Annotated in this window: 22 protein-coding genes; 5 read left to right on the top strand and 17 right to left on the bottom strand. The window is 57.0% G+C overall.

The window, feature by feature from the left end; all coding sequences use genetic code 11:
* Positions 1-14 precede the first annotated feature (14 nt).
* The 15 genes from rpsQ to CA85_RS03710 all read right to left on the bottom strand — a co-directional run bounded on the left by rpsQ (position 15) and on the right by CA85_RS03710 (position 10,511).
* Entirely contained in the window at positions 15-371 is a 357-nt protein-coding gene (gene rpsQ / locus CA85_RS03780; protein ID WP_146389992.1) for a 30S ribosomal protein S17, read from the bottom strand.
* Positions 372-458: 87 nt separating this feature from the next.
* Complete coding sequence (rpmC, locus tag CA85_RS03775) at positions 459-665, bottom strand: 50S ribosomal protein L29 (RefSeq protein ID WP_146389991.1); 207 nt, start codon at positions 663-665, stop codon at positions 459-461.
* Positions 666-729: 64 nt separating this feature from the next.
* Positions 730-1,137: a 50S ribosomal protein L16 gene (gene rplP / locus CA85_RS03770; RefSeq protein WP_261344703.1), complete on the bottom strand. Its 408-nt coding sequence runs from the start codon at positions 1,135-1,137 to the stop codon at positions 730-732.
* Positions 1,085-1,795: a 30S ribosomal protein S3 gene (rpsC, locus tag CA85_RS03765; RefSeq protein WP_146389989.1), complete on the bottom strand. Its 711-nt coding sequence runs from the start codon at positions 1,793-1,795 to the stop codon at positions 1,085-1,087. The genes rplP and rpsC overlap by 53 nt, the downstream gene beginning before the upstream one ends.
* Before the next feature lie 11 nt (positions 1,796-1,806).
* Positions 1,807-2,166, bottom strand: coding sequence for a 50S ribosomal protein L22 (gene rplV / locus CA85_RS03760; protein WP_146389988.1), 360 nt, complete (start codon positions 2,164-2,166; stop codon positions 1,807-1,809).
* Positions 2,167-2,184: 18 nt separating this feature from the next.
* The gene (gene rpsS / locus CA85_RS03755; RefSeq protein WP_146389987.1) at positions 2,185-2,454 is read right to left on the bottom strand and encodes a 30S ribosomal protein S19; all 270 of its coding nucleotides are present in this window, start codon (positions 2,452-2,454) and stop codon (positions 2,185-2,187) included.
* A 29-nt stretch (positions 2,455-2,483) separates the two neighbouring features.
* Entirely contained in the window at positions 2,484-3,344 is an 861-nt protein-coding gene (gene rplB, locus CA85_RS03750) for a 50S ribosomal protein L2 (RefSeq protein WP_146389986.1), read from the bottom strand.
* Positions 3,345-3,455: 111 nt separating this feature from the next.
* Complete coding sequence (rplW, locus tag CA85_RS03745) at positions 3,456-3,779, bottom strand: 50S ribosomal protein L23 (RefSeq protein ID WP_146389985.1); 324 nt, start codon at positions 3,777-3,779, stop codon at positions 3,456-3,458.
* 57 nt (positions 3,780-3,836) lie between these two features.
* A complete protein-coding gene (rplD, locus tag CA85_RS03740) occupies positions 3,837-4,508 on the bottom strand; it encodes a 50S ribosomal protein L4 (protein WP_146389984.1) in 672 nt (223 codons plus the stop codon).
* 11 nt (positions 4,509-4,519) lie between these two features.
* Complete coding sequence (gene rplC / locus CA85_RS03735; protein WP_146389983.1) at positions 4,520-5,203, bottom strand: 50S ribosomal protein L3; 684 nt, start codon at positions 5,201-5,203, stop codon at positions 4,520-4,522.
* A 348-nt stretch (positions 5,204-5,551) separates the two neighbouring features.
* Positions 5,552-5,878, bottom strand: coding sequence for a 30S ribosomal protein S10 (gene rpsJ / locus CA85_RS03730; RefSeq protein ID WP_146389982.1), 327 nt, complete (start codon positions 5,876-5,878; stop codon positions 5,552-5,554).
* A gap of 384 nt (positions 5,879-6,262) precedes the next feature.
* Positions 6,263-6,886, bottom strand: a complete 624-nt coding sequence (locus tag CA85_RS03725) for a LutC/YkgG family protein (RefSeq protein WP_146389981.1) — start codon at positions 6,884-6,886, stop codon at positions 6,263-6,265.
* On the bottom strand, positions 6,883-8,283 hold the full coding sequence (locus CA85_RS03720; protein ID WP_146389980.1) for a lactate utilization protein B: 1,401 nt from the start codon (positions 8,281-8,283) through the stop codon (positions 6,883-6,885). Before CA85_RS03720 ends, CA85_RS03725 begins: the two co-directional genes overlap by 4 nt.
* A gap of 44 nt (positions 8,284-8,327) precedes the next feature.
* On the bottom strand, positions 8,328-9,086 hold the full coding sequence (locus tag CA85_RS03715; protein ID WP_146389979.1) for a (Fe-S)-binding protein: 759 nt from the start codon (positions 9,084-9,086) through the stop codon (positions 8,328-8,330).
* 249 nt (positions 9,087-9,335) lie between these two features.
* The gene (locus CA85_RS03710) at positions 9,336-10,511 is read right to left on the bottom strand and encodes a Gfo/Idh/MocA family protein (RefSeq protein ID WP_146389978.1); all 1,176 of its coding nucleotides are present in this window, start codon (positions 10,509-10,511) and stop codon (positions 9,336-9,338) included.
* A gap of 227 nt (positions 10,512-10,738) precedes the next feature.
* Here CA85_RS03710 and floA point away from each other — a divergent pair, with 227 nt between their 5' ends.
* Positions 10,739-11,824 (top strand): flotillin-like protein FloA, encoded by a 1,086-nt coding sequence (gene floA, locus CA85_RS03705; RefSeq protein ID WP_246112477.1) that lies wholly within the window; start codon positions 10,739-10,741, stop codon positions 11,822-11,824.
* 23 nt (positions 11,825-11,847) lie between these two features.
* Positions 11,848-12,297: a hypothetical protein gene (locus CA85_RS03700; protein ID WP_146389977.1), complete on the top strand. Its 450-nt coding sequence runs from the start codon at positions 11,848-11,850 to the stop codon at positions 12,295-12,297.
* On the opposite strand, the gene CA85_RS03695 is transcribed toward CA85_RS03700, so the two are convergent.
* Positions 12,294-13,268 carry an alpha/beta hydrolase gene (locus tag CA85_RS03695; RefSeq protein ID WP_246112476.1) on the bottom strand — a complete coding sequence of 325 codons (975 nt, stop codon included), beginning with the start codon at positions 13,266-13,268 and terminating at the stop codon, positions 12,294-12,296. The two genes, CA85_RS03700 and CA85_RS03695, sit on opposite strands and share 4 nt — an antisense overlap.
* A gap of 184 nt (positions 13,269-13,452) precedes the next feature.
* Between CA85_RS03695 and msrA the strand changes: the two genes are divergently transcribed.
* A complete protein-coding gene (gene msrA, locus CA85_RS03690; protein WP_146390400.1) occupies positions 13,453-13,950 on the top strand; it encodes a peptide-methionine (S)-S-oxide reductase MsrA in 498 nt (165 codons plus the stop codon).
* Here the strand turns inward: msrA and CA85_RS03685 are convergent.
* On the bottom strand, positions 13,913-15,049 hold the full coding sequence (locus tag CA85_RS03685; RefSeq protein ID WP_146389976.1) for a cellulase family glycosylhydrolase: 1,137 nt from the start codon (positions 15,047-15,049) through the stop codon (positions 13,913-13,915). The two genes, msrA and CA85_RS03685, sit on opposite strands and share 38 nt — an antisense overlap.
* Positions 15,050-15,739: 690 nt before the next feature.
* On the opposite strand from CA85_RS03685, the gene CA85_RS03680 reads away from it, so the two are divergent.
* Together CA85_RS03680 and CA85_RS03675 are read left to right on the top strand one after the other, a co-directional pair.
* Positions 15,740-16,942 carry an efflux RND transporter periplasmic adaptor subunit gene (locus tag CA85_RS03680; protein WP_146389975.1) on the top strand — a complete coding sequence of 401 codons (1,203 nt, stop codon included), beginning with the start codon at positions 15,740-15,742 and terminating at the stop codon, positions 16,940-16,942.
* Positions 16,943-17,035: 93 nt separating this feature from the next.
* Entirely contained in the window at positions 17,036-20,500 is a 3,465-nt protein-coding gene (locus CA85_RS03675) for an efflux RND transporter permease subunit (protein ID WP_146389974.1), read from the top strand.
* Positions 20,501-20,781 lie beyond the last annotated feature (281 nt).

Below are 20,781 nucleotides of genomic sequence, written 5' to 3'. Positions count from 1 at the left end.
ACGCTTTTACTTAATTACGACGCGTCGCCTGAGGGGGACTCGCCCGCATGGGCGGCTTCGATGGTCTCGCTTTCGGCAGCATTGATGGCCTCTTTGCGAGCCGCTCTTAGCGCGACCACGTCCACGGCGGTACTCTTCTCGAGTACACGCACAAGACGCCACCGTTTGAGCTTGCTCAACGGTTCGGACTCGATGATCTCGACGCGATCTCCCACACCCGACTCGTTGTCTTCGTCATGGACGTGACACACAGTTCGACTGCGAACGTATTTCTTATACTTCGGATGTTGGACCACGCGATTGATCTCGACGCGGCGCGTCTTGTTCATCTTGTCGCTGGTGACGACTCCGGCTAACACGCGTTTAGGCATGACGTTTCGGACAATTTAAATGGAAGGATTGTACTGGCGAGGCCGAACAGGCCTCGGTGGTTGATTCGGTAGCGACGCGGCCCGCACTCAGGCGGTTTGCGACGCGGTCGTTCGCTGGGTTTGAATCGTTTTGATCCGAGCGATCAGCCGACGATTCTTGCGGATTTCACTGGGCGTGTTGAGTCGCTCGGACTGCGACTGAAACCGCAGACGAAACAAAGTCTCGGCCGCTTCTTTTGCAGTCGCATCGAGCTGCTCATCGCTCATTTCGTGAAGTTCAGTCAATGATGTCATCGTTCAACAAACGAATAAGGGAAATGGTTGGGGGATCAGTCCAGTTTCGACTCTCCGTCGCCACTCACGCAGAGCGTCGAGTGACGAAGCGAACCTTCACTGGCAACTTGCTAGCTAGCCGGGCAAAACAAACCTTCGCTTGTTGCTCGGTCACGCCGCTGAGTTCGTATAAAATGGTACCTGGCTTGACGACAGCGGCCCAGAAGTCTGGCTCCCCTTTGCCCTTACCCATTCGAGTTTCCAGCGGAGTGCTGGTAACCGATTTATCTGGGAAGATGCGAATGTAGAGCTTGCCTTCGCCGCGGACGTATTGCTGGGCTGCGATCCGGCCGGCCTCGATCGTCGTTGCTTTGACCCATCCGGCATCCAGTGACTGAATTCCGTAATCGCCAAAAACGACCGTATTGCCGCGAGTCGCGTTACCTTTTATGCGACCTCTTTGGCTTTTTCGATGCTTGACCCGTTTGGGCATCAACGCCATCGTTGTCGTCTCCGTAAGTACCTTGGTTAATCCACACCTGAATCCCGATGTGCCCCTGTGGCGTCATCGCTTCAGTGACTCCGTAATCGATCTTTGCTTGCAGTGTGCTAAGCGGAATCGATCCGGCGCTTTGTTTCTCTCGTCGAGCCATTTCCGCTCCGCCGAGCCGGCCCGCCATTTGGATCTTGATGCCTTTGGCACCCGCATCCATGGTCTGCTCTAAAGAGCGTTTCATCGTCCGGCGAAAACTCGATCGTTTCGCCAGCTGCTGAGCAATATCTTCGGCAACCAGCTGAGCTTGGAGCTCGGGGCGGCCGACTTCTTCGACTTTCAAATTGATTCGGCGACCGACCAGGTTTTGCAGTTCAGCCTGAAGGATCTCGATCTCCTGGCCCTTCTTGCCGATGATCAGGCCGGGACGGGCGACGAACAGCCGCACGCGAACCTCGTCACGCGTCCGCTCGATCTCGATACGATCGATACCGGCCGCCTTGTATTGTGTCTTCTTGGGGTGCTTCGTGATGAAGTCGCGAATCTTCTTGTCTTCGACCAACAGGGCTGCATAGTCCTGTTTGGAAGCGTACCAACGGCTGCTCCAGCCGCGAGTGACGCCAACGCGAAAAGCGATCGGATTGACTTTTTGACCCATTTTTGAACTCTCTAAATTTCGTCGATGTGTGTCAAACCGACATGAATGTGACTGGAACGCTTCTTAATCATGAATGCCATCCCACGAGCACGTGGGCGAATTCGCTTGAACATTGGACCGCCATCGACGCGAACGTCGGTGACCACCAACTCTTCGATCCGGAAACCACGACCGCTGTTTTGGTCGGGATCCTGAGCGTTGCCGACGGCACTCTTGATCACTTTCTCGAGCATGCGGGCACCACGTTGCGGTTGATACTTGAGCGTATCGAGCGCTTCGTCGGCGTACATCCCCCGAACCATGTCGGCCACCAGACGCACCTTTTGGGCGCTGATGTGGGCATTCTTGTGATGTGCTTTGAACTGAGACATGTTTACCAACTCCTAAGCTTACCGCTTGCCTTTACCGCCGTGGCCCCGGAAAGTCCGGGTCGGTGAAAATTCACCGAGTTTATGACCGACCATGTCCTCGGTTACCAACACCTTGAGGTGTTGCCGACCGTTGTGAACCATGAATGTCACGTTGACAAACTCGGGAACGATGGTGCAGGCACGTGACCACGTCTTGATCGGTTCGCTCGAACCGGTCTCAGCCGCCTTTTGGACCTTGAAAAATAACTTGGGGTCAACGAAAGGACCCTTTTTACTGCTTCGACTCATGATTGATTCTCAGACGTTTGCTGGCCGGCCTACTTGTGAAGTTTCAATTGACCGTATCGACGACTCTTGCGACGACGAACGATCGACGAGTTGCTCGGCTTGCGTCGTTGACGCGTTGCTCCGCCCTTGGCACTCTTGCCCTGTGGGCTGACCGGATGACGGCCGCCCTTGGTACGACCTTCACCACCACCGTGCGGGTGATCGATCGGGTTCATAGCTGTACCGCGAACGTGAGGTCGGCGGCCCATCCAACGAGCTCGACCGGCCTTGCCGATGACAACCTTCATGTGATCGTTGTTGCCGACTTGGCCAACCGTCGCACGGCAGGCACTGGGCACACGACGAACTTCACCGCTAGGCAAAAGAAGCTGAGCCCAATCTGCTTCGCGGGCTTGCAGCGTGGCTTGTGTGCCAGCCGAGCGGCACATGACCGCACCCCGTCCGGCTCGCATCTCAATGCAGCAGACCGAAGTACCCAGTGGAATGTTCTTCAGTGGCAGGCAGTTGCCAAGGGTGGGCGAAGCGTCGGGGCCGTTCTCGAGCCGATCGCCGGCTTTCACGCCCTGTGGTGCGATCACATACAGCTTTTCGCCGTCGGCGTACTTCAGCAATGCGATGCGAGCGGAGCGGTTCGGGTCGTACTGTACCGATTCGACCATTCCGACCATGCCGTCTTTGACGCGGCGGAAGTCGACGATGCGGTACATCTGTTTGTGTCCGCCACCACGGTGTCGTGATGTGATCTTGCCTTGGTTGTTTCGCCCGCCCGTCTTGCGTTTGGGACGCAGCAGCGACCGTTCGGGTTTGTAACCCTTGGTCAGGTCCTTGAAGTCACTGACCGACGCGTTGCGTCGGCCGGCGCTCGTCGGCTTGTAGATTCGAATGCCCATGAAATTTAGCTTTAGCAGTTAGCGATTAGCGTTTGGCTGTTTGGGTGCGTGAATGATAGATGCGGTGGAGTGAGGCGGTCAGGTGATTAGGCAATCACGTACCGCCAACTGTTAAAAGAAGTCGATGCGGTCATCGTTGTGCAGCTGCACGATTGCCTTCTTCCAATCGCTGGTGCGTCCCATCCGGTTGCGGAAGCGACGAAATTTGCCTTTGCGGGTCTGGGTCCGAACGGCGGTGACTTTGACGTTGAAGAGCGTCTCGACAGCAGCTCGTACGTCCAGTTTAGTCGCGTCGCGGTGGATCTGGAACGCGTACTGATTGTTTCGGCTGGCGCGGTGAACGCCCTTTTCCGTGACGAGTGGTCGCAAGAGCACTTGGTGTGGCTCGAGCTTGACGGTTCGTTCAACGGGCTTGGGGGGTAGGATATGTGCCATGATTTTTCTTTCGACAGGAGGCTGAGCAAGCGGAACATGGAGTTCGCTGTTGTCAACCTAGCCGGCGGCCTCCTCGGTTTGACGGTTATTCGAGCCAGCACCTGCGAAGGTGCCGTCCTTCACTTTGTCGAGAGCCGCAGTTGTGAACAATACCTTCTTCGGCGTCAGTAACGAGAGTGCGTTGAGCTGGCGAACCGGCTCAACGGTAACGCCCTGGATGTTGCGGCCGCTCTTGTACACGGCGGAGTCGTCATCGGAGGTAGCGATCAGCGTGCTGACGCCATCGAGGCCGAGGCTACGCAAGACACCTGCCATTTGGCTGGTTTTCGGTGCGTCGAGGCCAAAGCCGTCGATCAATACCACTTCGCCGTCATCAATCCGCGAACGGATTGCCATGCGAGTGGCGAGCTTGATTGCCTTCTTCGGGTGACGATAGCTGTAGTCGCGTGGTTTCACTGTGCGAGCGACGCCACCACCGCGGCGAACGTTGGTCCGCTTGGAACCTGCTCGAGCGTTACCGGTACCCTTTTGGCGGTACATCTTTTTGTTAGTGCCGCTGACTTGACCGCGGGTGCGGGTGTTGTGTGAGCCTTGGCGTTTGTTCGCCTGGTACATCACGACGACATCATGCAGAAGTTGCTTGCTGATGCGATCAGCGATCTGCGTGGTGTCGATTTCGTACGTGCCGACTTCTTTGCCCGACGCGTCTAAAACTGGGATCGTTGCCATTGTATTCGCCCTCAGACTTTGTTGGTTTGACGGATCGAAACGAATCCGCCGTTAGGGCCAGGGACTGCACCGCGGACGAGCAGCAGATTGTTTTCGGTGTCGATGCTCACGACCTGAAGGTTGCGAGTGGTGACCCGTGAGTTGCCGTATTGGCCGGGCATCTTCTTACCTTTGAAGACGCGGCTCGGCGAGGCGCTCATGCCCGTACCACCTGCGTGACGGTGACATTTCTTCACACCGTGAGAAGCACGCTGGCCAGCGAAGTTGTGTCGTTTCATGACACCGGAGAAGCCACGGCCCTTGCTGGTGCCGGTGACGTCGACGTTCTTGACGTCGGTGAATTGTTCGACCGTCAGTGCATCGCCGACAGTGGCGTTGACGGGGCCGCGGAACTCGCGGACGAATCGTTGTGGCTCGCAATCAGCCTTGGCCGCGACTTCGACGCCGGCGGCAGCACGATTCTTGGATCGTTTGCTGTCCAGTGCGGCGACTTGCCCTCGCTCACTGCGAGCGGCCAAGCGACGTGGCTTGTCCTCGAATCCTAGCTGAACCGCTTCGTAGCCGTCTCGCTCTTTGCTGCGGATTTGCAGCACGTGGCAGGGACCGGCCTGCACGACAGTGACCGGGACAGCGGTGCCGTCCTCGAGGAAGACTTGAGTCATCCCCACTTTGCGGCCTAAAATAGATGGTAACATAACAATTCCTGCCCGCCGTTTCAGCGGCGAGCTACCTGTTGATTCGCTAGGAGTTCCGGGACCGCCCGACGACTCGCATGAATGCACTCGGTAGGTCGAGTTGCCTCAAGCGGTATCGCCGCAGCTTCCGACCATACGGAAAACCGTGACTGCAAAAGTAATGAACAAGCCCATCGCCAACGGCTGGAGATGGGTGGACTCAAACATGCTCTCGTGGAATCGATGCCATGAGAGGACCGGCTAAACATTCGCCTGTGGAAAACAGGCGGGCGAACGAGAACGAGGGGCGTGCATTGGAGAGCGTGGCTCATCCAGCTCAAGCGACCCGCGTTGTTCGCGAGGACCAGATCAGCGGGCGGACGCCTTGATCTTGATGTCGACCCCAGCCGGTAGACTGAGTTTATTAAGTGCTTCAATTGTCTTGGCCGAAGCCTGGACGATGTCTACCAAACGCTTGTGCGTTCGGATTTCGAATTGCTGGCGAGCCTTTTTGTTAACAAAGGGGCTCGACAGAACGGTGTATCGCTCAATGCGAGTTGGCAATGGGATAGGCCCGTGGACAATGCTCGCAGTCGCCTTGACTGTGTCGACAATGTCTCGCGCGCTCTGATCCAGAACTGCATGGTCGTATGCTTCCATACGAATGCGAATGATTTCACTGGCACCAGCTGACACGATCGTGACCTATCTACTTTGATGGCGAACATGGAACCCTGCGTGGCAAAACCAATTTGCTGCGGGGAGGCGAGAATGTACGGTTGAGAGCGCGAAGCGTCAACGGGTTTTGAAGATTTGATGCAGAATTTATATCGAGAATCGGAGCGTCGTTTGCATCATGTTCCAACGGACTTGCGTTAATGGGCGAATATCGTCCCGAAACGCACGCGTAATAGCGTGTGGGCTGCCGCCGGTGCGGAGTCGCTTTTGGTGGTTTTGTCTGGAAACTTCCGCCGCGATGTTGCTATGGCCGGACGATCACGCCGCCTGCCAGGCATCGTTTATCGCTTCGGTCGGTTCAGCCGCGAGGTGGTGGATCGTGGCTCGCGGTTGATCCAGGGCTTAAGGCAACAAGAAGACTTGCAATTCGCGGCAGCCGTGGGCACCCAGCACGAGCGATTGTTCGATATCGGCCGTTTTGCTCGGCCCAGACACAAAAACTCCAAAACCGGGCTTGGGTGTTCCAATCCGCATATATGCCTGGTGCATCTGGTCCACGATCTGCTCGCGCGAGATGACGATCGCGAGGTACTGGGCGATGAAGATCATCACCCGGTGTGGCAGAGTGTCGCCGTCGATCCAGATTGCTCCATTCTCGGCGACGCCGAACTCGCCGCGGGCGATCGTCCAGTCCAGTGGGGCGAGGTCGTGTGGGTCATCGATCGCGTTCAGGTCGACCGTGGGTGCCACCGCTTCGGGGACCGTTGAAGCGATACAGGTGGCGGATCGGAATTCTTCCAGCTCACTGAGGATCTCAGCGATTTGTTGCGGTGAGTCAACTCGGTGGGATTGGCCTCCGACCAGTTCGAGCGTCTGCTCAAACTGTGTCAGGCGGTCGTCAAATTGGATGAGTTGGTCTGGATCGATCTCGGGCAATCCAGGTGACTTGACGGCCCGGCCGCGCAGCCGGTCGAGGACGACTTGGCGGCTATGGGCCTCGGGGGTGCTGGTCGCGGAGTGGTTCATTTTGTGTCCTCAGGCTGTGTTTCCGTTCGGTTCTTTGCGTACCAGGCCCGGAAGCTCTGTCTCGGCGGCTTGGGGAGGTCGCGGTCGATCGCCCATTCGTTGAACCGGTTGTGTGTTAGGGCTTTCGGCAGAATACGCAGCGCAGTTCGGCCTGAGTAACCAGCGAGGGTGAAGAGTTTAGGGTGTTGGAATAGGACCGAGGCGGCTTTCATGCCGGTGCGTTTGCTCCAATTCAGCAGGCGTTTGCCGACGAGCACTTTTCGCCATGCGAGGAGTTGATGGTGGAGCGGAATTTTGACTGGGCAGACGTCGGTGCACGATCCGCAAAGGCTGCAGGCATAGGGCAGACTCTTATGGGCTTTCGGATCTCGCGACGGTCCGAGCACGCTGCCGATCGGGCCCGGCACGGTCGCATTGTAGCTGTGTCCGCCGCTGCGACGGTACACGGGGCAGGTGTTCATGCAGGCCCCGCAGCGGATGCAGTTGAGCGAATCGCGGAACGTGTCGCTGTCCCGGATCTGTGATCTGCCGTTATCGACGAGGACGATGTGCAGTTCGCTGTTTTCGTCGCGAGGGCCGTGGAAATGGGATGTATAGGTGGTGATTGGCTGGCCGGTGGCGCTCCGCGCGAGTAGCCGGGTGAAGACCCCGAGGTCATGGAATCTCGGCACGAGTTTCTCGATACCCATGCAGGCAATGTGGACGCGAGGCAGGGAAACGCCGAGGTCAGCGTTGCCTTCGTTGGTCACGACGACGATCCCGCCGGTCTCCGCGATAGCGAAATTGACGCCGGTGATGCCCACGTCACCACCGAGGAACTTGCTTCGCAGGTGTCCGCGGGCCGCCTCGGTGAGTACCTGGGGGTCGGATTCGCCTGCGGTCGTGCCGAGGTGTTCGTGGAACGTCTCGCCAACCTCTTCTTTTTTAATGTGAATGGCAGGCAGCACGATATGGCTGGGGTGCTCGCCCCGCAGTTGCACGATTCGCTCCCCGAGATCGGTGTCGACGACGTCGATACCCTGCTCAAGCAGGTATTCGTTGAGGCCGCACTCCTCGGTCAGCATGGACTTGCTCTTGATGATCTCGTGAGCGTTGTTTTCGACCAGCAGTTGGTGCACGATCCGGTTGTGCTCAGCAGCGTCGGCGGCCCAGTGGACGACGGCCCCCAGGCGGGCGGCGTTGGCTTCGAACTCTTGCAGGTAGTCTCCCAGATTCGCGATGGTGTGCCGCTTGATCGTCGCCGCTTGCTCGCGCAGGTACTCCCACTCAGGCAGCGACTGGGATTGCCGGTCTCGCTTGACGCGGACGAACCACAGGGCGTCGTCGTGCCAGTGCGATCGCGGCACATTGTTAACGAAGTCCTTAGCGGCCTCAGGGTGATCGACGATGGGGAGCATGCGGGAGAGTGGGGTCCAGAAGGAAAGAGGTCGAGGTTCGGAAGCTAGGAGCTAGGAGCTAGCTCCCGTCCGGCGAGGACTTGAGCGATATGCATGACCTGGAGGGGCATTTTTCGGCGACTGATCAGGCCTTGCATGTGCATCAGGCAGCTCATGTCACCTGCAATCATAACCTCACTGCCGGCAGCGATGTGATCTTGGACCCGGTCGACGCCCATGGCGACACTGGTCTCGCGTTCAGTCACGGCGAATGTGCCGCCGAATCCGCAGCACTCGTCAGTGCGGGTGATCGGCATGATTTCGACGTCGTCGAGTGATTCGAGCAGGGTGCGGAGGCGATTGACGCGGGGTATCGGGCGCTCGCTGGATGGTCCGAGCCGCAGTTCCCGCAGCCCGTGGCAACTCGCATGGATGCTGACTTTGTGTGGAAATCGTCCTTTGATTTGTTGCAGGCCCAGCTGATCGACGAGGAATTCGCAGAGTTCGAAGGTCGAGTCGCGGACGTGCAGGTATTTCTCGTCGTCGGGTTCGAAGTAATCCGCGTAGTGGTTGCGGATCATCGACGTGCAGCTGCCCGAGGGGCAAACGATGGCGTCGTAGTCTGAAAACATCTCCACGTACTGCTTTGCTACCGGGGCCGCATCGGCCGAGCACCCTGTGTTCGCCATCGGTTGGCCACAGCAGGTTTGCGACGGTGGAAAGTGAACGGTGAGCCCTTGGGCTTCGAGCAGTTCGAGCGTCGCAATCGCTACGTCCGGAAAGAATTGGTCGATATAGCAGGGGACGAATAGGGCGACATTCATGAAGCGAGCCAGGAAATCAGAGCCAGAGAATTGCGTGTGCTGTGCCCGGTAGCATGAACGGGCTGGTCGCGAACTGCAAGTCAGGCGGCATCCACGTGGGAGGTGTGAACCGGCGTCTTGTTCATTTCCCCGCGGGTTTTCCCGCGGGGAGGCATGCTGCCTCGTCCACTACTAAAACCGGCACTTATTCATCGTGTGTTGCTAAGTGCCGTTCAGCGATCGCCACCGGCGCGATGATGCTGGGTTTGGTTACATGTCGACCCAGACGTTGCCGTCTTGGGAACTCTTGACGGCGGCTTCGATGAAGGCCATCCCGGTGTACCCATCGTCAATGTTGGCGTAGAGGTTGCCATCACAGTCGAATGGTTTCCCGTCGTTGTACAGCCGGACGTCTTGTTCGAAACAGCGGTGAAGGCGTGCGAATGCGTCGTGAAACGCTTCGGGGTGTCCGGCGGGGACATTGGGTTCGGCCATCAGGTCTTCGGGCAGATCGCCTAAAAATCCATCGTTTGCCGAGACAGCACCGCGGAAATAGGTGCGGTCGGGTTGGCCGGGCAGCTGGATCTTGACTTCCTCAGGGAATTCCTGACGCCACGAAAGGGTGCCTTTCGTGCCGTTGACCTCGATGCCGAGGTCATTCTTGTGGCCGATCGCGATTTGCGAAGCTCGGACCATGCCTTTGCCGCCGTTGGACAGTTCCACGTAGCTGGTGAAGTGATCGTCGAGCATGCGGCCCTTCACGTACGTCTCCAGGTGGGCTTGCACGCGTTGGACATTCAGGCCGGTGACGTAGCGGAGTTGCATCAGAGCGTGCGTCCCGATATCACCGCCGCACAAGCTCGCCCCGGACTTTTTGGGATCGACTCGCCACTCGGCTTGAGCGTTGCCGGAATCTTCCGTTCGTTCGGCCAGCCAGCCCTGCAGGTAGTAGGAATCGACCCAGCGGACGTCGCCCAACAAGCCGCTCGTGACGATAAATCGTGAGAAGCGGCTGGTCCAGTGCCCCAGATAGGTGTGCGAGACGGCGAAGGGGACGTTGTTTTCCTTGACTGCTGCAACGAGCTGTTTGGCTTCGTCGAGATTGATCGTCAGCGGTTTCTCGCAGAACACCGGGATGCCCGCCCGGACACACTTGATGGCTGGGTCAAAGTGAACGTGGTTGGGCGTGACGATGAGTGCGTAGTCGATCCGCTCGCCGACGGGCTTAGCGGATTCCTGCTCAATCATTTCGTCGTAGCTGTCGTAGCCTTTGATGGGGTAATCCCATTGTTCAGCTTCGGATTGAGCAATTTTCGCATCGGGATGGAGTGCCGCGACCGTCACCCGGCGAGTGCCGTCGAAATGAATTGCACGTTGGTGAGGTTGGACGATAAAAGCACCGCCGCCGCCGCCGATCAAACCAACATTCAGGGGTCGCTTCGCCATTTTCTTTGCTCGCTGGGCTCTAGTTGTTTGCTCTGATTCATCGAGCCGGTCGGCCCGATACGCAGCTCAGGAGTATAGCGGGTGGGGAGGCATCGAACAGCCACGACGCCGCGTGCCCGATTATTTCCAATCGTTTGCTTAAAAGCCACCTCGCCGCTGCTACAATAGGCGGACGAGCGTTTGATGATCTGACGGCCTCTCTCTGCAACTACGATTTGAGCAACACTATGAATCCTCTCTCGATTACTCTCAGCGGGGCGTCCTTTCTGGGGGCGGGGTTGAGCAATTTCAACACGGCGGTGTTGATTGGCGCGCTAGTCGTCTTTGTCCTCATTCTGCTGATCTTCTTCGTTTTCGCCAAATACTTTGGGTTGTGGATCCAGTCGGTCCTCACTAAATCCAATATTGGCTTCTCCGACTTGATCGCGATGACGTTTCGCAAGGTCAACTCGCGTTCCATCGTGCGTGCCAAAATCATGGCCACCCAGGCCGGGTTGGACGATCCGGAGTTGACCGGCGGCGCCCTCGAGGCTCACTACTTGGCCGGCGGCAATGTGCAGCAGGTGATACGGGCGCTGATTGCGGCAAAGAAAGCCAAGACGATATCACTGACGTTTCGGGAGGCGACCGCCATCGACTTGGCCGGGCGAGACGTGCTCGAGTCAGTGCAAACAAGCGTCTACCCCAAGGTCATCGATTGTCCGCCGCGGGGCGCCGCAAAACCCTCGCTCGATGCGGTGGCCAAAGACGGCATCCAATTGAAGGTCAAGGCGCGGGTGACCGTGCGGGCGAACCTGCAGCAATTGATCGGTGGTGCGACCGAGGAGACGATCATTGCCCGTGTCGGGGAAGGCATCGTTAGCGCGATCGGCAGCGCCGCCAATCACAAGGCGGTCTTGGAGAATCCCGACGTGATCAGCAAGGCGGTTTTGGCCAAGAAGCTCGATTCTCAGACAGCGTTCGAAATCGTTTCGATTGACATCGCCGACATCGATGTCGGAGCCAATATTGGTGCTCGTTTGCAAGCCGATCAAGCCGAGGCGGACACGGCGGTCGCCCGTGCTAACGCGGAGAGCAAACGTGCCGCAGCGGTCGCCGAAGAGCAGGAGATGCAGGCCAGGATTGAGCAGAGTCGAGCCGAGGTTGTCGAAGCAGAAGCTGCTGTGCCTCACGCCATGGCCGCTGCGTTCCACAGCGGGAATCTGATGATCATGGACTACTACCGGATTAAGAACGTCATTGCCGATACCGACATGCGTCGCTCGCTCTCGGGTGAGCGGTCCGAGTCGGCTAGTATCGAAGCACATCATTAATCGCCTAGAAGGAGATTGCGACAATGCCCAATGATCTCGAGGAGTTCCTGCGACAAGCCGCTGCGATGCGGCAGCGTAAGATGGTCCAACGACGGGCCGATGCCGATCGGCAACGTGAGCGGCGGTCGCGGACGCGGCCACGCCCCTATTCCGATGCCCGCCGAGAGCGGGAGGCCGAGGACGATGCTGGGTATTACGATGACCTCGACGAGGAGGTCTTCGGTGAGCAGGACATCGAAATTCTCGATGCCGTGCATTTAGATAGCGATGATCGGGATCGCGACGGCATGCCCAGAGAACGCTCGCTGAGCACGATGGCGAGGGCTAAAATCCGGAGCCCTGATCGTAACCCGAGCCAGCACTCGCAGGAGCGAGACAGTCCCGCCGACGCCCTGCGTGAGATGTTTCGTCGACCCGATGGTTTGCGGCAAGCGTTCTTGATCCGCGAAGTTCTCAACCGACCTCGGTTTTAGGGCCGTTCGATCCAGGGATTCTGCGTTTTGCTAACCTGGACGTTCTCTTGCAAGAATTTAACGATTTTTGGGATCACGGTGGCGTCGTCGTTGATCAATGCGGGGCCACTCAAATTGGTCTTTGGCAAAACCATTTCAAAGCCGCTCGCCGTGCCCCGGTTGAAGCGTTTTTTCATCGTCTCCAGCCGACTGCCCATCCGCTCAGACTCACTCCCCTGAGAGCTGCTCTTGCCGGCCACGATCATCGTCGGCAGCCGCATCAAGATTGGGTCGGTGGCTGGCGCACTCATCGCGAGCCCATGCAGATTCTTCTCCGGTGAAACGTAGACAAGCGCCTTGACGTCTTGTCCCTGTTTCATTCGTCCGACACTGGGGATCTCCCAGTCTCGAATCGACCAATACCCGGCCAGGATCGCTCCCTCTTCCACGCCGAGCATGCACAGCGCATTGAGATTCAGACGCCCGGCGTTGTTTTCCTCTTTGAGGAATTGCTTCGCTACCTCGAGGTCATAGCGTACGATCGCGTCGGTGTCCCGCTTTCCCATCGTGGAAATGTTGAAATCCCGTTCGGTGCCGGTGCGATCACGGTACGTCTTGCTGTTGCCGTGGCCACGATACTCGACCACGATCGCAGCGAAGCCCGCATCGCGGAGGGCAGTGCACAGTTTCAGATAGGGTGCCGCTTGACCCTTCCATTCGTGCACGATCATCACGGGGATGCCCTCTTTCCCCTCGGCGGATGGGAAGTAGTACGCGGTAATCTTGAGGCCGTCCTTGGTGGTCAGGAGTTCAGGTCGCGGTTGGAGTGCGGGATCCTTTTCCTGCTTGCTCTCTTTGGGCTTGGCAGGCCGCTGGGCGGAGACGGCGTGCGGAGCCAGAGGCAGTGCGAAGGTGAACAACGCGGCCACCGTCATGATCCAGTGGCGGCCAGGCAGGCGAGATATGTGATCAGGGCTTTTGCGATCGAACATGGTGATCAACGGCATTGGGGGAAAGGAGCGTGCAGCTCTATTCTAGCCCATGGCGCAGCGGAATGCAGGTGAATTGTTGCCGAGAGAGGGATGGCTCGTCGGGGAGGGATTGCCGCCAACAGGCGACTCGGACAAGATATTGGATGACGCCTTCACCAATCTGATTGAAACGAAAGATGCCGAAATGACTCAACGCGCAGTACTCGCCGGTGGATGTTTCTGGGGGATGCAGGACCTGATCCGGAAGATGCCCGGTGTGAATCAAACCCGGGTCGGTTACAGCGGTGGTGACGTGCCCAATGCGACCTATCGCAACCATGGCACCCATGCCGAGGCGATTGAGATCGAGTTCGACCCTGAGCAAATCAGCTATCGCGAACTGCTGGAGTTCTTCTTCCAGATCCATGATCCCACCACCCGCAATCAACAAGGCAATGATCGCGGCACCTCCTATCGATCAGCGATTTACTATGTTGACGAATCGCAGCGACAGGTCGCTGTCGACACGATTGCCGATCTCGACGCCGCTGGGATCTGGCCGGGCAAAGTAGTTACCGAGGTCGAACCTGTCGGCGATTTCTGGGAAGCCGAACCCGAGCACCAAGACTACTTAGAACGTGTCCCGCAAGGTTATACCTGCCATTTCATTCGTCCTGACTGGGTGCTTCCCAATCGCGGCTGACTTCGGCAGCCAACGCATGGAACCTGTCGAGCCAGGAGGCTGTGATGGCGTGTGCGATGCTAGCGTCGGGGGATTGCCGCAGCTGTTCAGCCGGTTGTCCCCAATAGAAGCTGATCCAACCATCGATAAATTCAGCTGATTTCTCAATGAACTCAACCAGCTCGTCTTCGGAGCACTTCAGCGGGAACATCTCTTCGACGACCAGCGGCTTGCCGATGTCGTATGCCCGCAGGGCCTCGAGTGCTTCGGCGACTTCACCTTGATTCGGGTAGAAATGCACTGAGACAAAATCGAGCCGCGCTCCGACCTCGGGCGAATAGAACAGCGGTTTGCCACCGCCGAAGACAAATACCCAGGGGATCACTCCGACAGTCACGAGGTGCCGGTCGTCCTCTTTCTTGATGGCATCGACCATGCGACTGACCCAAGCCCCAGCAACCTCCTGTCGGGAGCGTCCAGCCATGTCGAGTGTCAGGCGTTGCGTGAAGAACTTGCCATCGAGTTCGCCGCCGAGCCACTCGGATTCGGGCGTTTTACCGGCCAGGATCGGTTCGTTCATCAGGTCGTAACAGAACACGGCGGGGCTGTCGCGGCAAACCGACGCCACCGATTCCCAAAAGAAGGCTTGCGTGCGCCACCGTTCTTGCTCGCTTTGGCGGTCATACCACTCCGGAATGTTGGCCTTGTGATAGCAAGCCAAACCCGTGATATCGAGATAGAAACCCTGCTGCTCGGCGAGTTCGAGCAGCTTCCGCAATTGATCGAGCGCGGCTGGATTGGCACGGTCGTGTGAGTCTAAGAATTTACCAAGCTGGAGATGGATGCGAACGCAGTTCGCCCCGAGCAATCGGATCTCCTCAAAATCTTCGACGACTTCGTCCCAGCGGTCGATCCAGTACTCGTCGAGCAGCTCGCCGGCGGCGTTGTGATCATAGTTCACGCCCCAAACGACAAATCGTTCACCGGTGTCGGTACGAATGAAATGTGTTTGGTCCTCAGAGATACCAAGAGGTGCGAGGCTCGGGTCGACGGAGCTTTGACAGTACGCCGGTGCGGCAGCAGCTAGGCACCCGACGATCGTTAGCAGGATCCAACGCATGAGATTTCACTTTGGTTTGCGTTCGCGAGTTCGGCCCAGCGATAGATGGGGATACCAGCATTCTACGGAATCGAGTCAGCCACGTGGGCAACGAGTCGCTGAAGGTCAATCGATTAGGCAGGAGAAGCAGACTCGGTGCCTCCTCCAACACGGCACTCAATGTTCTCGGCTTGCTTGAGCACATCGGGAGAAATGCTTCCGCACAATTCTTGTGAGCCGACGTCGCTAGCCGCGGGTAACAGCGGCTAGCGCCATCGGCTCATTCCACCTCATTCCACCGAAAAACTTCACCCGACCGGCTTCACTCTGTGGGTGCGTCGACGGCCCCCTCTGCATGCGTTTGGCCCGGTGTTTGCTTTTTGTGAGTACCCCGCCGTGTGACGGCCGCTGATTCGTGAGTGCCCGAACACGTGATCGATAAGAAAAGACCGCTTTTTGCGGAGTCATTTCCTTCCAACACCGCCTCGAGCCGATCGCGTCCTGTCGCACGAATTGCAAGTCTTGCATGCAAGATTCTGCAGGTACTTGCAGTGTTTTGCAGATGTAGTCAGGGGACTGCAGACACGCTGGTGTCCTTGTCGGGTGCCCTTGTCGGGTGCCAGCGGGCGAGCAGATCTTCTGCGCCGACAAACTCCTTCCTACCAAGTGATCCGGATGGCGACGCCGCCGGGATTCTTCAAACGTTGCACTATGAAAATTCGACCTTTTGCCGTCTTCATGCTGTTGTTCTTCGTGCTGTCTCTGCCGGCGTGCGACAAGATCAGCAGGCTCAAGGATCAGTACTCCGGATCGCCGCATAGCGCCGAGGGAACGGACGCAGAAGGAGAGCATGCTGGGCCGGAGCATGGGGAGGGCGAGCATGGGGATGGCGAGCATGCCGCCGGCGGTCACGAGCATCAGCATAAGATTGTGGTAACCAGTCCCGTTGAGAAGGACGTTGTCAGCACTCAAGAATACGTTTGTCAGATTCACTCCTGGCGGCATATCGAGGTGTGCGCCCTTGAGGGTGGATACCTGGAGTCGATCGATGTGCAGGAGGGGCAGTTGGTCAAGAAAGGCCAGCGGATATTTAAGATTCTTCCAGTGCTATATGAAGCCAAACTAGCGGCGGAAACGGCTCACGCGGAATTGATGCGAATTCGACGTGACAACACGAAACGACTATTCGAGCAAAACATTGTTTCGGCGCCCGAGGTGGCTTTGGCCAATGCCGAGTTGGCCAAGGCTGAGGCAGAGGTGAAGCTCGCCCAAGCCGAGATGGATTTCGCTGATATCAAGGCGCCCTTCGACGGTATTGTCGACCGCCAATACCATCAACCGGGCAGCCTGATTTCTGAAGGCGACATGCTGACGACACTGTCCGACAACAGCACCATGTGGGTGTATTTCAACGTACCTGAAACGCGATATCTCGAATACCAAACCGATCCAGACCGCGATCAATTGCGGGTGCAATTGAAACTCGCCAATCACCAAATCTTTCCTCATGACGGAAAAATTGGTGCGATTGAAGCCGATTTCAATAACGAGACAGGCAACATTTCATTTCGCGCCGATATCGAAAACCCCGATCGCTTATTGCGGCACGGTCAAACCGGCACGATTCTACTCAGCCGCGACGTCAAGGACGCCATTGTGATTCCTCAGCGGGCGACCTATGAGATCCTAGCTAAAAAATACGCCTTCGTCGTGGGAGAGGACAACGTGGTCCATCAACGCGATATCACGATCGCAAGCGAAAAAGATGATATCTACTTGATCGCCGATGGCCTCGATGTCAACGACAAAATCATTCTCGAGGGGAGCAGGCAGGTGCGTGACGGCGACAAGATTGAATACGAGTATCAGGCTCCGGAAGAAGTCTTGAAAAACCTGAAGTACCACGCCGAATAAACGCTGCGGCCCGAGTGGGGTGTCCCATCGGTCCGGTTCTTCTCCGCATTCTCGATCGTCAAGTGACGACAGCTACGAAGCCATTGCATCTCTATGTTCGCACGAATTCTCCACCGCCCTGCCCTGGCAATTGTCATTTCCCTGTTGATCCTGTTCATGGGTGGGTTGGCGATCAACACGCTGCCGATCTCGCAGTTTCCTTCGGTGGCGCCGCCGAGCGTAAGGGTCTCGGTGTCCTATCCGGGTGCAAGTGCCAAGATTCTCATCGATTCAACGATGGTGCTCTTGGAACAGGCCATCAATGGGGTGCAGAACATGCGTTACATGATGGGCGACGCGACCAGTGCGGGTGAGGGAACGATCCAGATCATCTTTGAGCCGGGCACCGACCCCAATGTGGCGGTGATGAATGTCAATAACCGTGTCCAGGCGGTGAAGAACAACCTACCACCGATCGTAGAGCGCGAAGGGATCATCGTTCGTCAAAACATGACGAGCATGTTGATGTACGTCAATATTTTCAGTGACGATCCGAACGTTGACCAGAACTTTCTCTACAACTACGCCAGTGTCAATGTGCAGCGTGAGTTGCAGCGAATTCAGGGCGTGGGGAGCGCCCAGATCTTAGGCAACCGGTCCTATGCGATGCGTGTCGAGTTGGATCTCGAGCGGATGCGTGCCTACAACCTCGATGCCGAGGGGGTCATGGAAGCGCTCGACGAGCAGAGCATGATCGGTTCGCCCGGGCGGCTCGGTCAAGCGACTGGGTCGACATCGCAAACGCTGGAGTACGTGTTGACGTGGATTGGACGCTACAAAACGCCGGAGGAGTATGAGAAAATCATTCTGAAAGCAAACTCTGAAGGAGAAATCTTGCGTCTCGGTGACGTCGCGGATATCAAGCTAGGTTCCTCATTCTACGACCTCTATTCAGACATCGATCGTCTGCCCTCGGCAGCCATCGTGTTGAAGCAGACACCTGGATCCAATGCCGCCGACGTGATCGAGAAGGTCAAAGAGAAGGTTGAGCAGATCAAACAGGAGTCTTTTCCGCCGGGCATGGATTACGCCTTCACCTACGACGTTTCCAATTTCTTGGATGCTTCGATCGAAAAGGTGCTCCATACGCTTTTCGAGGCGTTCATCCTCGTTTCACTGGTGGTTTATTTATTCCTCGGCGACTTTCGTAGTACGTTGATTCCGACGTTGGCCGTGCCCGTTTCGCTGATCGGGACGTTCTTCTTTATGCTGATGTTCGGGATGTCGATCAACCTGATCACGTTGTTCGCGTTGGTGTTGGCGATCGGGGTGGTGGTTGATGATGCGATCGTGGTCGTCGAGGCAGTTCACGAAAAAATGCATGCCAAGCACATCGGGCCGTATCAGGCGACGCAGGAGGTGATGCGCGAGATCAGCGGTGCGATCATTGCGATCACGTTGGTCATGACCGCGGTATTCATTCCCGTGACCTTCATGACGGGACCGGTGGGCGTTTTCTATCGTCAGTTTGCCTTAACGATGGCGATGTCCATTGTAATTTCCGGCGTCGTGGCATTGACGCTGACGCCGGTTCTCTGTGCGATGATCTTGAAGCCGCATTCTGATCATGCAAGACAAGCGGGGATTGTCGGTTGGATCAATCGGCTCTTCCAGCGAATTGCTGGGGGGAATGCCTTTTTATTGCGGGGCCTGTTATGCATTCTGCTGGCCTTGGCCGTCGGCGCAGCAGTGTACGCACTCTTGCATGTTGAAATCGTCCATGAGGTGATCTCCGAGCAGGTTGCGTTGACCGAAACGACGGTCAGGGTGATCGTTGGGATCGCTACCGCGTTGGCAGTGTTTGCTTTCCGAGCGAAGTTTTCTGGCTTCGACGGAGAAGAGAAGAAACGCAGTCCGCTGGGGATGTTTCTGTATGGCTTTGATCGGGGCGTTGAGAAAATCACGGACGGGTACGCAGGAATCCTGCGCCGCATCATCCGCCGCCGCGTGGTGACAATGCTCGTTATCGGCGCGTTTGCTTACGGCATCTTCTATGTCAACCAAACCCTCCCGACTGGATTCATTCCATTGGAGGACCAAGGCATGATCTATGGGATTGTGCAGACACCACCGGGATCGACGTTGGAATACACCAACGGCAAGTGTCATGAGTTGCAAGCGATTTGCAAGAAACTCGATGCGGTCGTCTCGGTCTCCTCGATCGCCGGTTATGAGGTGCTCACCGAGGGACGCGGTTCCAATGCCGGCACTTGCATTATCAACCTCAAACCCTGGGCCGAACGCGAGCTGACGTCGAAGGAGGTCATTGAGGAACTCGAAGAGATGGGCCAAGAGATCGCAAACGTCAAGCTCGAATTCTTTGAGCCGCCGGCGGTCCCGGGTTTTGGAGCGGCGGGTGGTTTTTCAGTGAACCTGCTCGATAAGACAAATAGTGGTGACTACAAGTTGCTCGGAGAGCAGACCGAAAAGTTCATGGCGGCGTTATCGGAGCGTAAGGAATTGAAGGGTCTGTTTACGTTCTTTGCTGCAGATTATCCCCAGTATGAGGTCGTCATCGATAACGACAAGGCGATGCAGAAAGGCGTCTCGATTCGCAAGGCGATGGACAACCTTTCCATCGTCGTCGGGAGTACTTGGGAGCAAGGCTTCGTACGCTTTGGACAGTTTTACAAAGTCTACGTTCAGGCCAAACCCGAGTTCCGTCGCTTTCCACAGGATCTCGAGAGCTTTTTCGTCAAGAACGAAGACGGTGAAATGGTGCCGTACTCCGCGTTCATGCGAATCGTCAAAAAACAGGGGCTCAATGAGATCAGTCGCTACAACTTGTATCCAACCGCTCCGATCCAGGGTGCCCCGGCGAAGGGTTACAGCAGTGGCGAGGCGATTGCTGCGATTCAAGAGGTGGCGGCTGAAACGCTGCCCCATGGATTCGATATTGGGTGGCGTGGCCTAGCCTATGACGAGGCGGACAAAGGAAACACAGCAGTCTATATCTTTTTGATTGTGGTGATCTTTGTGTACATGGTGCTGGTTGGCCAGTACGAGAGTTTTCTTTTGCCGCTGGCGGTGATCACATCGTTGCCGGTTGGTTTGTTCGGTTCATTTCTGTTGTTGAAGTATCTCGGGCTCGCCAATGATGTCTATTGTCAAATTGGTCTGGTTATGCTGGTTGGACTGCTGGGCAAGAACGCTATTTTGATTATCGAGTTTGCAGTTCAGCGTCGTCAGGAGGGTTTGTGTTTGGTCGAGGCAGGGATCGAGGGAGGTCGCTTGCGATTCCGACCTATTTTGATGACGTCCTTCGCTTTCATCGCGGGGTTGATTCCGTTGGTTCGTGCCACGGGGGCGGGGGCGATCGGCAACCGCACCATCGGGACGACGGCAGTCGGTGGGATGTTGATGGGCACGCTCGTGGGTGTCCTGGTGATCCCAGGGCTCTACTACATTTTTGCGAAGCTGGCCGATGGCAGGACGCTGATTCGCGATGAACACGATGGGCCTCTGAGCGAGATATTTGAAGGCGAGACTCACGTCGCCAGCGAGAGACCGCAGGAGTAGCTGCGCAGCGTTTGCTGGCAGCTGAGAGTTGTTGTCTTCCCCGGGGGGCTGACCCATTTATCAGGTCCGTTTTCGGATCGAGCGAGCCTGGGTCCGGTTGTGCCGGTTGTAACTTTTCGCTCGCCTTTAATCAGGTATATCACCCGCAACATGTGCACGACTGATAAAGAAGGAACCCCGATTGAGTCGATAATGGTCAATAGTTTTGGTCGACGTGAGAGTACTCGTGGGACACCAGTCCACAGGGATTCCTCAGAACGGTCCGCTCGGAACAGTCGGTT

It is taken from the genome of Allorhodopirellula solitaria (assembly GCF_007859855.1).
Taxonomy (GTDB): domain Bacteria; phylum Planctomycetota; class Planctomycetia; order Pirellulales; family Pirellulaceae; genus Rhodopirellula; species Rhodopirellula solitaria.
The sequence above is the reverse complement of the archived record's forward strand: the minus strand, read 5'-3'. Positions and strand labels throughout refer to the sequence as shown.